The following is a 14,177-nucleotide window of genomic DNA, read 5'->3' as shown; positions in this document are numbered from 1 at the left end:
TTGGTAATTTTAATTATACCAGTCTGATAGTAAATTTTGTGCCAACGTTTACTGTACTGTCAACTTTAATGCTTCCGCCTAATGCTTCAATCTGGTTACGGGTTATAAATAAGCCAATGCCTTTTGCATCCGTATTTTGATGAAATGTTTTATACATGCCAAAAATCTTATCGCCATAACGGTCAAGATCAATACCAAGGCCGTTATCTTCAAAAATGAGATAAATATGTTTCCCTTCTGTTAAGGTATAGCATTTTATAACGGGCTGCCTGTCGGGGTGACTGTATTTTAAAGAGTTGGTAAGCAGGTTTTGTAAAATACTTTCCATGTAAGCCGGTATATAACTAATCTCGCGGCATTGCGTAAAGTCACCTTCAACGTGGGCGTTTATGGTCTCAATATTATTTTTTAGTGCCGAGCAAATGTTTTTGAACATCGGCTCCAACTCAACCATCTTCCGCTCTTTGGTAATTTCAGTTTGAATTTTAACTATTTCGTTGATGTGTTCGATAGTCAGGTCCAGGCTGTCGCTGATGGTTTTAATATGCGAAAAGATCTCCTCCCGCTCTTCAGTTGTTTCGGTTTGTTCAAACAGGTTTACCATAAATTGAAGATTGCCCGTATGCGAACGAAGATTATGTGAAACAATGTACGCGAAGTTTTGCAGGCGGCGGTTTTGGTCGGTCAGTAAATTTATCGACTGTTCAAGTTTCAGCAACTTTCTTTTTTCGCTGTCGATATCCTGGATAACCCCTTTTACTGATGTGCATTTACCCAGGTGATCAATCACAGGTACAGCCTTTACTTTTAGCCATAACATATTGTTTTTGGCCGAACGTAAAAGCAATTCAATATCAAAGGGCCTGCTGTCTTCAACAGTATGGTTAATAGCATTTTGTAAAACAGGCCGGTACGGAGGCTCAAAAAAACTAATAAACTCTTCAACGCTAAGTTTTAAATGATTTTGAAGATCAAATAAGTCATATACTTGTTTTGACAGCACAATGGTATTGATGTTTTGAGGATCAATTTCCCAGATGCCTAAGCGTGCTGTTTTAAAGGCACCATCATTGGTGATTTGGCTATGAGCCGATAATAAGTCATCTTGTTTGTAACGGTTGATGTTTACAAGCGAACCGTAAACTATACTGCCATGCTCGTCGTCCAGTTTCCTGATAGTGGTTTCAAACCACTGGTACCCGTTTTTTTTTGTTAAAAAACGTAATTGGAGCGGTGGTGTGTCTTCCGCTATCCTGTTGTTAATGGCGTTGAAAAAAAACGGTTTATCGCCGTGGTAAAGCAGATGTTCAAAAAAAGTATAAGCATCACATTCAATTTCATTGACTTGATAACCTAACAGCGTATAGAAGCCCGTCGACCATTTTACTTCCCTTGTATTGAAATTGTACTTCCAGATCCCCGTATCCAGATCATTGATCAAAGGGGTAAGATGTACATCATCGCCGGAAAGTTTGCCCTTTTCAAAAAAACTCATATCAACAATCTGTTCACTAATTCAACTTGTTTTTGACACGTGCATATGACTAAAACATGTGCCATGATTTGAAGTTTTTATAATTTATAACCATCAGTTGTATGGCCGTGGCTTCTTATCAATCATTTATTCCACATTTGGCCTGCTTCAAATATAATATTTTTGATACTTTATAATGTATTCTTTTACTGGTATTTACGGCTTGAAGAATATTTGGCCATATCTACTCTTAATTGAAGTGATATTTTACAAAAATATGCTCACACTTCATTTTTGTGTTAAAAAAATGAAGGTATCCTTCATGAAATTGTTTGATGTAATTGAATTGTAAAAAATTGCGGCCACCAGTTTAGTAAATATGGGTGAACTATTATTGGGTTTTATAATGTCCTATTTTACAGGCAATTTGCCGGAAATTTAACTTTGTAGAAAATATTAAATCATTATTTTCTTATTAGTTCATCAAGCGCGTTTTTTGCAATCCATTTGGCCGATTTGCTGGGCTGGTTATATATATTTTGTGCAGTGTTAATGGCTTTAACTTTTAATATATTATTCCGTTTGCCTATTTGACGTAAAGCCCAGTTAATAGCTTTTTTAACAAAGTTCCGGTTATCCCAGGCTTCCCGCTCCATAATGGGAAACAGGTTTGTAAATATTTTGTCGGGCGCCGTTTTATTATGAACTGCATATTCGGCCATTAAAACGAAACCGGCACGTTTTACAAATTCCTGCTCATGACTGCTATATTCAACAGCTTTATCAATGGCAAATGGGGTGCGGTCAAAAAGATTACCGCAAACCTGGTCGCAAATATCCCATGAATAAAAGCCGCCGGTCCAGCTGTCCATTAGTTCGGGGGTAACCTGTTTAGGATCAGCTATCATGGAGGCCAGCATCCGGGCTTCATGTATTTGCGTATCCCAAAGTGCTAAAGCCAGTTCATGATCTTTTTTAATGATCTTAGCCAGTTTGCGGATCTCCGGCAATTTTACCCCTAAAGCCCTCGAATTATCAATACCAAAACGGGCCATGCCTTTTAAGTACGCAGCATCAGCTTTTTCTTTAAGCTGTTCAAGTACAAATAGTACGTCATCCATTTAATTGGTCATGCTTTTCTTTTGGAGGGTGTTGTGAATCGGCACTACCTGCATCAGTGCCGCGCTGCAATAAAAAGGGTGCAGCTCCATCACTAAAGCCCCTGCTTTGATGGCCGGATCGGTTTCGGTAAGTTTTTGGGCTTCTTCCACAGTTTCTACATTAAAAATAAAAATGCCGCGTAAAGGCTGGTTATCTAAAAACGGCCCTGCAACAACAAGCTTACCTTCGGCAGCAAGGCGGCCAATATTTTTAAGGTGCGCCATCTGCAGCTGCATATTAGCCGCCGAATCTTTGAGTTGTGTTGGCCCTTCTTTTAAAAAGGCCATCACATATTTTTTCATACCATAATCATCGGCTCCGAGTTTTTTGGCCAGGGTGGCATCATAAACGGGTTTGGTGGCCGGAGCATTCTGGGCTAAGCAGTTAAGGCTTAACGCAAGAGCGACAATGATAAGTAAAGCTTTCTTCATAAAAAGTGATTGTTGATTATATCAAATATAATCTATTGCCAACCAAATAAAAAGCCGGGCAATGCCCGGCTCCTAATCATAATTTCAATATTAAAAATCTGAAATCGAAATTCCGAAATCTCAAATCAAAGATTCCCTCTCGCTTCCTGTTCACGTTCAATGGCCTCAAACAGGGCTTTAAAATTACCGGCACCGAATGATTTGGCACCCTTGCGCTGGATGATCTCAAAAAACAACGTCGGCCTGTCTTCAACAGGTTTGGTGAAGATCTGCAACAGGTATCCTTCGTCATCACGATCGACCAAAATACCTAAGCGTTTTAATGGCTCAAGGTCTTCATCAATATGGCCAACGCGGTCGATCAGATCATCATAATAGGTTGAGGGAACAGTTAAGAACTCAACGCCCCGGTTTTGCAGCTCGGTAACGGTGGCTACAATATCATGCGTTGCAAGGGCCAGGTGCTGTACACCTTCATCCTCATAAAATTCAAGGTATTCTTCAATCTGCGATTTCTTTTTACCCTCGGCAGGTTCATTGATTGGGAATTTTACATAGCCGTTCCCGTTGCTCATCACCTTGCTCATCAAAGCCGAATACTCAGTAGAGATCATTTTATCATCAAAGGTGAGGATATTGCGGAAACCTAAAACCTCTTCATAAAAGTTAACCCATTCGTTCATTTTATGCCAGCCAACGTTGCCTACGCAATGGTCAACATATAGCAGGCCGGTATCTGCCGGGTTGTAGTTATTTTCCAGCTTTTGATATCCCGGTAAAAACAAGCCTTTGTAGTTTTTACGTTCAATGAACATGTGCACCGTTTCGCCGTATAATTTAATGCCGCTGGTTCGTACTTCGCCGTTTTCATCAGTCAGGGTTTGCGGTTGCTGGTAAGGCTGGGCACCTCGTTTGGTGGTTTGCTCAAAGGCATCGTAGGCGTCGTCAACCCAAAGGGCCAGCACTTTTACACCATCGCCATGTTTTTTAACATGATCGGCAATAGGGTGATCAGAGTGCAGGGGAGTGGTAAGCACTATCCTGATCTTACCCTGCTGCAAAACGTATGATGCCCTGTCGCGCACGCCGGTTTCGGGCCCGGCATAAGCCAGGTTTTGAAAGCCGAAGGCGGTTTTATAATAATGGGCTGCCTGTTTGGCATTGCCAACATAAAATTCCACATAATCGGTGCCGTTAAGGGGCAGGAAGTCAGCCCCCTCTAAATCTCCCCCGGTAGGGGAGACTTTTTTATCTAAAGTTTGTGTGTTCATGGTTAATTATTGCAATGATTTTTGAGTTATTGTATTAGTGGCCGGAGTTTAAAACCTTTCAGCTTTCGCCTTTAACCTTTCGCCTTACTCTTGCCAGCTCTTATAATAATTTTCGTCCTCAATCTTAATCGCGTCTTCCGTAAGCATCAGCGGCCTGAATGGGTCGATCATCACAGCCAGTTCGTCCGTTGATTCTTTGCCTATTGATTTTTCGACCGAGCCGGGATGCGGGCCGTGTGGAATGCCACCGGGGTGCAGGGTGATCTGCCCTTTTACCACGCTTTTGCGGCTCATGAAATCGCCATCTACATAGTACAAAACCTCGTCGCTGTCTACATTGCTGTGGTTGTAAGGAGCAGGGATAGATAACGGGTGGTAATCAAACTTGCGGGGCACAAAGGAGCAGATCACGAAGTTATTACCCTCAAAGGTTTGGTGTACCGGAGGCGGCTGGTGTAAGCGCCCGGTTATAGGTTCAAAATCATGGATGGACAGCGCCCAGGGATAATGGAAGCCATCCCAGCCAATAAAATCAAAAGGATGGGTGCCATAGATATAAGGATAAATGAGGCCTTGCTTTTTGATCAGGATCTTGAAATCGCCATGCTCATCATAAGTTTTCAGATTGGCCGGTAGTTTGATATCGCGCTCGCAATAAGGTGAATGTTCCATTAGCTGCCCGTACTGGTTACGGTAACGCTTTGGCGGACGAATAGGACTAAAACTTTCTACAATAAAAAGTCGGTTGCCCATGCCGTCAAACTCCATCTGGTAAATGGTGCCGCGGGGGATCACCAGGTAGTCGCCGTATTGGAACTTGATATTGCCGAAACCTGTTTTTAAAATGCCTGTACCTTCGTGAATAAAAACTACCTCATCGGCCTGGCTGTTCTTATAAAAATAGTCGGTCATGCTTTGGCGCGGCGCTGCCAGCGAAATATGCAGATCGCTGTTTACCAGTACCGGCTTGCGGCTTTGCAGGTAGTCATCCTCGGGCTGGATATTGAAACCTATCAAACTGGTATGCTTCAGGTGTTTTTCGCGTGCTATTTTAGGTTCCACACTATAAGGCTCGCCAAGGGTTTTTACAATGGTGGGCGGATAGGCGTGGTACACCAGTGAATAAAGGCTTGAAAAACCTTCGGTTGATACCAGCTCTTCGGCATATAAACTACCATCGGGCTTACGGAATTGCGTATGCCGCTTAGGCGGAATTGATCCTAAACTATGATATAGAGGCATGGATTGGTTTAATTGGTTAACAATAAAACGTATAAAATGCTGATTTGTGTTCGGGCTAAAAAGTCCGTAACGCATAGCCTGACCATTTAATAAATAATGGTTAAAAATAATAGAGGAAAGAGGAGGGGGAATTAGTATTGCGCCAGCACGATCTTGGCAAGCATAGCATCTCTGAACGATGACGCATCGCTCATGGAGGTTAACCCCAATGAAAACAGAAAATGCATTTGTACGCGTAACATGATACTAAGTTAGCGGGATTATATTTAGGATGCAAGTTTTGGGTTGAATAGTGAGTGGTTGATTAGGTGACTGGTTAGTTATTTTTTAATCCTTACGCCGCCGCTCGGCTCCAGCCCATAGCCATTAACCTAAGAGATTAATTTAGCACATGCGCTTTAAAATCCCCTCTTGAGAGGGGGCGTAGTGGGAAAGAGCGGGAGCAGGGGTGTGTTATACAAGCGATAAGCTGCACGTAGAATAACACACCCCTCCACCCCTCTCAAGAGGGGAGTCGCACATTCCCTCGCTTTGAAGAGTTTTTTCCTTAAGTTAACGGCTATGGGCTGGAGCCGAGCGGTGGCAGTATATCTTTATATACGCCCGCGAGAGGGACCTCTCAACTTAATCAACCATTCACTATAATTCCCTCAATCAAAATCATTAGCTTTGATTATACCAATTAAGCTACTCTATGAAATTAGTATCCTATAAAACCGAAGACCGTGAACATCTTGGCGTTTTTGTTAATGGCCATATCTACAATTTAAACTCCTGCGATAAGCTGATCCCCGACAATATGAACGAGTTTTTATGGGGAGGCCCCGAACTGATGGAGCATGCTGCACGGGTTAACGAAGATATCCGGTCGGGAAAGATAGAGGCTAAAGAGGAACTGTTTTTTGAGCTGATGGCACCGGTACCCCATCCAACATCATGTCGTGACGGTTATGCATTTCGCCAGCACGTGGCTTCGGCAAGGCGCAACCGTAAGCTGGATATGATACCTGAGTTTGATCAGTATCCTATTTTTTATTTCACCAATCACAACGCCATACAAGGCCCCGGCGAAATTGAATGTATGCCCGATCATTTTCAAAAACTTGATTTTGAGCTGGAAGTTGCCGTTGTTCTCAATAAAAAAGGGCGTAACATTACAGCTGCCGAAGCCGATAGTTTTATAGCGGGATATATGATCATGAATGATATGAGCGCCCGCACCCTGCAAATGGAAGAAATGCTGCTGAACCTTGGCCCGGCGAAAGGTAAAGATTTTTCGACGGTGATTGGTCCCTGGCTGGTAACACCCGACGAACTGGAGCAATATAAAGTACCTGCAAAACCTGGTCATACAGGGAATGCCTATAACCTGGAGATGAAATGCGTGGTGAATGGCAAACAGGTATCCGCAGGTAATATGGCCGATATGGACTGGACCTTTGCCGAGATCATTGAACGTGCTGCCTATGGATGCGATGTATTACCGGGTGATGTAATAGGTTCGGGCACGGTTGGTACAGGCTGTTTTCTTGAACTGAATGGCACCGGTGTACTTAATAATGCAGATTATGAACCACAATGGCTGCAGCCGGGTGATCTGGTTGAAATGGAGGTTACCGGTTTAGGCATGCTCGGGAATATTATTAAAAAATCCAATAGTGATTTTTCGATATTGAAGTTGAAGAAGTAAGAAATAATACCAGTAAGCATAAAATGCGTCATTGCTATAACCCACCAGGAAACCCCGGGAAAAAATGGTTATGACCTTTAAAATGTATTATGACGTGCGGGGCCGCGTTAGGGATTGCAGTGAAAAGCCCACAGCGCGTGCAGGGATTGCGGGTAGGAAAGGCGAGGACTTGTAACGGAAAGCCCGGGCCGCAGGCAACGCCCATGTTATAAAATTGATCGAGAAAATATACTTAATAATCAATAACTTATAATTCCGTCATTATAAGGTACGAAGCAATCCCAAACTATACAGAGGGACTTGTATAGCTTCTCTGCCAATTGGGGATTGCTTCGTACCTCGCAATGACGGTGAAAGTAAAACGTCCATGCCCACCATCCACATATCCGATCTTTCTCCTGTTCAACTGCAAAGCTACCTGAACTTTGCGGTAGCTCCGCGACCGATTTGCCTGGCCTCAACGGTTGATAAAGCCGGGAATGTAAACCTGAGCCCTTTCAGTTACTTTAATATTTTCAGCGTTAATCCGCCCATATGTATTTTTTCGCCATCACGGCGGGTGAGGGATAATACCACCAAACACACGCTCGAAAATGTAAAAGAAGTGCCCGAATGCGTGATCAATATTGTTAATTATGATATGGTGCAGCAAACTTCGCTCTCAAGCGTAGAGTATCCGCAGGGTGTTAATGAGTTTATTAAATCGGGTTTAACACCTGTACCATCCCAATTGGTAAAACCGCCACGCGTGGCGGAGTCATATGTGCAAATGGAATGTGTAGTTAAGGAGGTTGTTGAATTGGGACAAGGCCATGGCGCCGGCAATCTTGTATTCGCCGAAATCAAGATGATGCACATTAATGATGCCGTTTTAGACGCGGATGGCAAAATAAACCAGGCCAAAATGGACCTGGTTGCCCGGCTTGGCGGCGACTGGTATTGCCGGGTTACTAAAGATAACCTGTTTAAAGTAGCCAAACCCAATACCAAAATGGGTATAGGTGTTGATGCACTGCCTTATGCTATCCGCAACTCGAGGATCCTTACAGGTAACAACCTCGGGCAATTGGGTAACCTCGAAGCTATACCCGGCGATGAGGCTATCGAAGCCTTTGCGCTTACCCCGGAGATAAAAGAAGTACTTGATGCCACCATCGGCGACAGCCAGACCCGTGAGCTGCAATTACATTTGAAAGCTAAGCATTTACTTGAAGAAGAGCGGGTTGAAGAAGCTTTGATGGTGTTGCTGATGGAATGATAGCTGAATACGTATTCTTCTGCCAGTGTGAGACGGATCATCAGCTACATCCCTTTAAAGTCTGTTATAGTGTTTCCATCATACCGGTACACTCCACCTATAGCACCAAACCAAATATTTCCTTTATCATCTTCTAAAATCCCAAAAACCATTGGCTTATTAGTTATTTCGGTTACTGATGGCTTTTTATCAGACAAGGATTTTTCATCGTAACGGGAAAGCGCCCAGGCCGCTGTATTAGCGCTAAAACCAGAAAGTACCCTGTTGGGGTTATCAGCACTTTCTGAACTTGTCCAAATGTTTCCTTTTTTATCTTCGTAAACGTAACCCGCAAATTTCCGGGTGAAATTGGTAAATGAACTACCATCATAGCGCCACAGTCCATCACCGCCGGCGAGCCAGATATTGCCCTTTTTATCTTCCATTACAGAACGAACATTGGTAAAAGGTTTACCATTACGGCTGAAAACGTTAAATATTTTTCCGTCGTACACAAAGGTGTTGCCTCTTGTGGCAAACCAAAGCTTGCCCGTTCTGTCTTCAATAATTGAATTAACTTCGTAAGGTGCCCTATCCGGAAATGTTTTCCCTGTTGGGTCTTCATTCATCCCATATCCGTTTATGATATAATTCCGAAATGATATTCCATCATACCGGCTTGTTCCACCCCAAACGCCGAACCAGATGCTGCCTTTTTTATCTTCATAAATACTTACAACATCATTATTGAGAAGGCCATCCTTTATTGTAAAATTACGAAAGGATTTCCCGTCGTAACGGTAAACACCTGAACCGATAGAGCCGAACCACAAGTTGCCTTTCCTATCTTCTAAAACAGAAAAAAAGCGGGCCGAACTCACTTTACTTGTGATATTGGTAAAGGATTTCCCATCGTACCGAAAAATACCATCAAATGCAGCAATCCAAATGTTGCCTTTTTTATCTTGTATGATATTACGGGTGATTCGGTTAGGTCCGGCGAAAGGGATTACGCTTTCGGCATGCTTTTGCTGGGCCTGTGCAGGGGAATAAATTACTCCTGCCAGCAGAATAATCAGGCAGGACAAAACGTTTCTTTTATTTTTCATATCATATCAAAGTTGATCCAGCGAAATTACTTTGATACCTTACTGTCAGAAGAACCAGGATTGTAAATAAAAATGTAAACTTTGTAAATAAAGTCTCCATGTTATGCCTGGTGGCCGAAGTCTCCTCCCCGGGGAATGCAAATCCTTATTCGGATTGACATTGAGCGTGTGTTAACGCCAGAAGTGTTCGGAAGAAATAGAAAAAGCGAGGGATTGTGCGATTCCCTCCCCTGGGAGGGTGTAGGGAGGGGTTTTATTCACAGACTTATTCGCCTGAAATGAAGTATAAACCCCTCCCTGCCACCACGAAATCCAGCCGCACCCCTCCCAAGGGAGGGAATTAAAATCTTTCGAATACTTCTGGTGATAATACCGATCACAAGCTAAATATTTGAGCCCCATCCGCGTAATCAAAAAATCAACGGTTAATAAGCGTATTCCTTCCCCTTAAGATGATAATCAACTGGTAGCTGTCGTTTTTCAAATAATTCGTAAGCCGGTTTGAGGCTGCGCCAAAAGGCATCCTGTCTGTAAGCCGCATAGCGCTTTAAGTTTGCGTCATCCATCCGGAAAGGGAAAATATCAACACGGACTTGCTTTTGGCCGGCTACAAATGCCTCGTAAACCAGGGTATAAATTTCTTCTATCCGTGCATCGGTCATGGCATAGCAACCTATAGAAGCACAGTGCCCATGTACCATGATGGCGCTGCCGGTATAACCTTTAGCTTTATCAATGGCATTTGGGTAGCCAACATTAATAGCCAGGTAATAGTTGCTTACCGGGTTTAGTTGTTTAGGCTCTATGGTATATAAACCTTCCGGGCTTTTACCGTCGCCGCTGCGGGTTTTGGTACCTAACCCGCCGGAGTAGGTGCATACGTCATAAGTTTTAAAGAGCTGGTATTTATTAGCCGATTTTACCCATACTTCAAGTATGCTGATGTCTTTGATAATACGGAGGTACACCGAGCCATAGGAAGCAAAGCCTTTGTCTTTAAGTTCTTTCTGAAGTTTAGGCCATACTTTAAGACGCACATCGTTAGCTCTTTTGCTGTCGGGGATTTCGGTTTTGTGAAGTGCTGCCAATATAATTAATAGCAGCAATGTAATTGGTTTAGGCATTGGTTAGGTTTTTAACTATAATTATAGTTAACGGAGTTGTTGGAAGGAAATTATGCGGGAGGGGAGATTTTTTGTTGGCTAAAAATGCAGGTTATAATCTCCATGTCATTGCGGGCGCAGCGCGGCAATCGCACGGATGCATAGCCGCTCTGTATAGCATGCGATTGCTTCGTCGTCCCTCCTCGCAATGACATTTTTTTGTTGTAAGCAGTTGGTTCTATATCCCCAGCACCTGTTTCAACTTCACATACCCTGTTTTACTTACCGGGATTTTAGCGCCTGATTTCAGGATGGCCAGGTGTGCGTCTTTTTCGTATGGGTCGATACGGGTGATTTGTTGTATGGCTACGATGTAGGAACGATGAACACGAACAAAATGATTAGGATCAAGGGTTTGCTCAAAAAAGCTCATGGTTTTGTTTTTGAGGTACGAGCCTTCTTTGGTGATCACACTTACATAATCATCATCGGCCTGCAGGTATTCAACATCGGCAACCGGAATGATCTTTACCTTGGTGCCGGTTTTTACCACAATGCGCTCATGCTGGGCGGGCGACTGGGTAGCGGCGGTCTCCAGCAACTCTTCCGTTTGCTTAACGGCAGGTTTTGGCGCGGCTGAGGCCAGGAATTTTTCAACCGCTTTATTAAACCGTTCTTTACTGAATGGTTTTAATAAATAGTCAACCGCGTGGGCTTCAAAAGCTTTGATGGCGTATTCGTCAAATGCGGTGGCAAATATTACGGCAGGAGGTTGTTCAACCAGTTCAAGCATTTCGAAGCCGGTAATTTTAGGCATCTGGATATCTAAAAAAACCAGGTCGGGCTGGTGCTGCTGAATGGCTTTGAGGCCTTCAAAGCCGTCGTTACATTCCTGTATCAGTTCAATGTCTTTAAAATCAAGCAGGTATTCCCTTACAACCATGCGGGCTAAAGGTTCATCATCAATAATTAAAGCTCGCTTCATAGTTGCGGTATTTTTATAATGGTTGTGTACAGATCATCGCTCGCATGGGTTTCCATTAAATCATTGCGGGCATAAAGCAAATATAATCGCCGTTGCACTCCCCGCAAACCAAAACCTGTACCTTTTTTTGGTTTAGATGTTTGCGGATCGTAGGGGTTCTGTACCATTAAGTTCAGGTAGCCATCCTCAATTTCACCGCGAATGCTCACTGTAACTTCGCCTATGGTGTCGTACAGGCCAAATTTAATGGCATTTTCAACCAAAGGCTGTAACAGCATAGATGGCAATATGGCACTTCCGCATTTGGGGTCGCAGCTTATTTCGGTTTGTAAACGGTGGCCAAAGCGTACTTTTTCTATATCGAGGTATAAATTAAGATGTGCCAATTCCTCGGTAAGGCTAACCTGTAGCTGATCGTCCTTTTTAAGTGTTCCGCGCAAAAAGTCGGATAACTGGTGGATCATCCTGCGGGCCTCATCTGGTTTAAAGCCAATAAGCGCGTTGATGGAATTTAAGCTGTTAAACAGGAAGTGGGGCTGTAGTTGCTGCCTCAAATTATATAATTCGGCCTCGCGGGCCAACTGCTCAGCTTCGGTTTTGCGTTTCAGGGTTTCTTTCTGGTCGAGTTGCGAAAACCAAAGCAAGCTGATCATGGCCATCCAGCCGATGGCTAAAAAGTCGGTGAAAAAGCGGATGGTTAACGACTGGGCCAGGAAACCGGTGTAAATTGTGTCGCTGTTAATGAGCGGTAACAGGTAACGGCAGCCGGCGGTGCAGATCCCTGCCAGCGCAACGCACCAGATAAACAGGTTAATATAGCTGCCCTTACCCGGCTGATAGTAGCGTAAGTTATTATTGATAAGCCAGCATGCACATGAAAGCAATATGGCGCTTAACAGGCCATCGGTAGCGGCGGTGAACCATAAAAAACCAAAACTATGGATGATGTAAGTTTGCAGTGCGGCCCAGGCCACACCGCATATTACAAATGCCGCGTATAGTTTTGATGTTTGTATTGATGGAACTTCCAAAACGGGTTACTTTCTGTGGTTTTAAGGTTTAATTTCTGATGCCCAATAAGGCCGACTTATGATGCGCCCATGCAATGTACAGGTCGGCATCGGGTGTTTCGTGTATGTTGTAATACAATTCAGCACCGTCGGTAAGTTCGCCAAGCTGGTTAAGCTCGGCTACATCAATAAATTGCCATTTAACGGTTTGCTTTTCAATATTCTTAAAGCTATCCTGGTTGGCGTGACCTATGCGGTTGGCTTTTTCATAAGCCACCAGTTCATTATCTGCGCTGATTAACCTTAATTGCTCATCAAACTGCGCCTGATGGTCGCCATCCCCGCTTATCACCCTGAAAACTAATTTTGCTACGTACCAGTTCATGTTGTTTATGCTTTTCGTAATTAGCTGCCTTAATTAATAACTGCGGATATCTACCCCCGCGAATATGGATACCCCTTTAAGTACCAGCACCTTTTCGCTGCCTACGCTTGCGGTGCTCCTGATGCGTTTATCATCAACGCTGGCAAAAACCGCTGCCAGGTCAGATACTACCTGCCAGTTTGATGGCACAATAATTTTAGTGCCGCCGAAGATCTGGGTGATGTCGATGATGATACGGCCATTAATATCCGCCTGCGTAAAATCAAGTTCGGCACCGCCAAATATGTTTACGATATCGCCACCGCGGAACTGTTTGGAAAGGATTGTTTTGTTAACCCCGCCAAAAATGGATACGGTATCGATATAATCATCGCCGGAATATTTGGTGTTGTATTGCTGTTGTTTTTGAGCGTAGGGATCAACCGGGGGGATCTCGGCGCCTTCTTCTTTTACGGTATAGTCAACAGTTTCGGCTTTCTCAAATTGGAAGGGCTCTTTTTTATCCCAGTTGGTCCATTTTTCTCCTTTGAAATCGTTTTTCCATTGCTGCGGATCAAAATGTTTGTTGCGCCTTAATATCAGCCACATACCAAATCCAATTACAGCTAAGGGCCAAAGAATACGGTCGGAATTATTGATGTTTTTGCTGAGCAGAAGCAATACACCTAAGCCTACCAGCAAAAGCCATGAGGCTTTTTTGTACTGATGCTTTGAGCCAATATAAAGCCCCCAGAAGACAAGCCAAAATGGCCACAAAACAATATTATGTGGTATAAAGAAGAGGTTGAATTGCTGAAGCAGCAGTATGCTGCCTACAGCAAGTAAAATGATCCCGGCAACAGACTTGCCCTTGTTAGGATCTTTTGGACGTTCTATATCGTTGTTCATTGTATTATCTGCAAATTGAAATCATATCCAAAACTAAGGTAACATTATAGTTGAGCCAAACAAAAACTGGCGACGTATTTAAAGAAATCGGTGAAGGGGGATGTTTTGGCGGTGAAAAAGTTGCGGTTGATTTTTTATCATCCGGCAAAAATAAAAATTTGTATGTTGTGACGGTTTTTTATCGTAAATAA

At 43.4% G+C, this 14,177-nt stretch carries 14 protein-coding genes; 3 read left to right on the top strand and 11 right to left on the bottom strand.

The features are described from left to right. Positions 1-13: 13 nt before the first annotated feature. The 5 genes from IEX80_RS14315 to IEX80_RS14295 all read right to left on the bottom strand — a co-directional run bounded on the left by IEX80_RS14315 (position 14) and on the right by IEX80_RS14295 (position 5,579). The gene (locus IEX80_RS14315) at positions 14-1,495 is read right to left on the bottom strand and encodes a PAS domain-containing sensor histidine kinase (RefSeq protein ID WP_188833307.1); all 1,482 of its coding nucleotides are present in this window, start codon (positions 1,493-1,495) and stop codon (positions 14-16) included. Positions 1,496-1,938: 443 nt separating this feature from the next. Continuing rightward, positions 1,939-2,595: a DNA alkylation repair protein gene (locus IEX80_RS14310; RefSeq protein ID WP_188833306.1), complete on the bottom strand. Its 657-nt coding sequence runs from the start codon at positions 2,593-2,595 to the stop codon at positions 1,939-1,941. Then, entirely contained in the window at positions 2,596-3,066 is a 471-nt protein-coding gene (locus IEX80_RS14305; protein WP_188833305.1) for a YciI family protein, read from the bottom strand. A 125-nt stretch (positions 3,067-3,191) separates the two neighbouring features. After that, a complete protein-coding gene (gene hppD, locus IEX80_RS14300) occupies positions 3,192-4,337 on the bottom strand; it encodes a 4-hydroxyphenylpyruvate dioxygenase (protein ID WP_176628075.1) in 1,146 nt (381 codons plus the stop codon). 84 nt (positions 4,338-4,421) lie between these two features. Beyond that, positions 4,422-5,579 (bottom strand): homogentisate 1,2-dioxygenase, encoded by a 1,158-nt coding sequence (locus IEX80_RS14295; RefSeq protein WP_188833304.1) that lies wholly within the window; start codon positions 5,577-5,579, stop codon positions 4,422-4,424. A 694-nt stretch (positions 5,580-6,273) separates the two neighbouring features. Here IEX80_RS14295 and IEX80_RS14290 point away from each other — a divergent pair. Beyond that, positions 6,274-7,269 (top strand): fumarylacetoacetate hydrolase family protein, encoded by a 996-nt coding sequence (locus tag IEX80_RS14290; protein WP_188833303.1) that lies wholly within the window; start codon positions 6,274-6,276, stop codon positions 7,267-7,269. Positions 7,270-7,636: 367 nt separating this feature from the next. Next, positions 7,637-8,527, top strand: a complete 891-nt coding sequence (locus tag IEX80_RS14285; RefSeq protein ID WP_176628078.1) for a flavin reductase family protein — start codon at positions 7,637-7,639, stop codon at positions 8,525-8,527. A gap of 44 nt (positions 8,528-8,571) precedes the next feature. Here the strand turns inward: IEX80_RS14285 and IEX80_RS14280 are convergent, their stop codons facing one another. From IEX80_RS14280 to IEX80_RS14255, 6 genes are all read right to left on the bottom strand, one after another. Continuing rightward, on the bottom strand, positions 8,572-9,615 hold the full coding sequence (locus tag IEX80_RS14280; RefSeq protein WP_176628079.1) for a ligand-binding sensor domain-containing protein: 1,044 nt from the start codon (positions 9,613-9,615) through the stop codon (positions 8,572-8,574). Positions 9,616-10,040: 425 nt separating this feature from the next. Further along, positions 10,041-10,739, bottom strand: a complete 699-nt coding sequence (locus IEX80_RS14275) for a L,D-transpeptidase family protein (RefSeq protein ID WP_188833302.1) — start codon at positions 10,737-10,739, stop codon at positions 10,041-10,043. A 217-nt stretch (positions 10,740-10,956) separates the two neighbouring features. After that, the gene (locus IEX80_RS14270) at positions 10,957-11,703 is read right to left on the bottom strand and encodes a LytR/AlgR family response regulator transcription factor (RefSeq protein ID WP_090528453.1); all 747 of its coding nucleotides are present in this window, start codon (positions 11,701-11,703) and stop codon (positions 10,957-10,959) included. After that, positions 11,700-12,734: a sensor histidine kinase gene (locus IEX80_RS14265; RefSeq protein WP_229701633.1), complete on the bottom strand. Its 1,035-nt coding sequence runs from the start codon at positions 12,732-12,734 to the stop codon at positions 11,700-11,702. The genes IEX80_RS14270 and IEX80_RS14265 overlap by 4 nt, the downstream gene beginning before the upstream one ends. 28 nt (positions 12,735-12,762) lie before the next feature. Beyond that, the gene (locus IEX80_RS14260) at positions 12,763-13,098 is read right to left on the bottom strand and encodes a DUF4288 domain-containing protein (protein ID WP_090528450.1); all 336 of its coding nucleotides are present in this window, start codon (positions 13,096-13,098) and stop codon (positions 12,763-12,765) included. Positions 13,099-13,131: 33 nt separating this feature from the next. Further along, entirely contained in the window at positions 13,132-13,986 is an 855-nt protein-coding gene (locus IEX80_RS14255) for a LiaF transmembrane domain-containing protein (RefSeq protein ID WP_188833301.1), read from the bottom strand. Between the two features lie 50 nt (positions 13,987-14,036). Between IEX80_RS14255 and IEX80_RS14250 the strand changes: the two genes are divergently transcribed. Continuing rightward, a complete protein-coding gene (locus IEX80_RS14250) occupies positions 14,037-14,177 on the top strand; it encodes a hypothetical protein (RefSeq protein WP_188833300.1) in 141 nt (46 codons plus the stop codon).

The sequence above is a fragment of the Mucilaginibacter rubeus genome (genome assembly GCF_014643835.1).
In the GTDB taxonomy this organism is placed as follows: Bacteria; Bacteroidota; Bacteroidia; order Sphingobacteriales; family Sphingobacteriaceae; genus Mucilaginibacter; species Mucilaginibacter rubeus.
The sequence above is the reverse complement of the archived record's forward strand: the minus strand, read 5'-3'. Positions and strand labels throughout refer to the sequence as shown.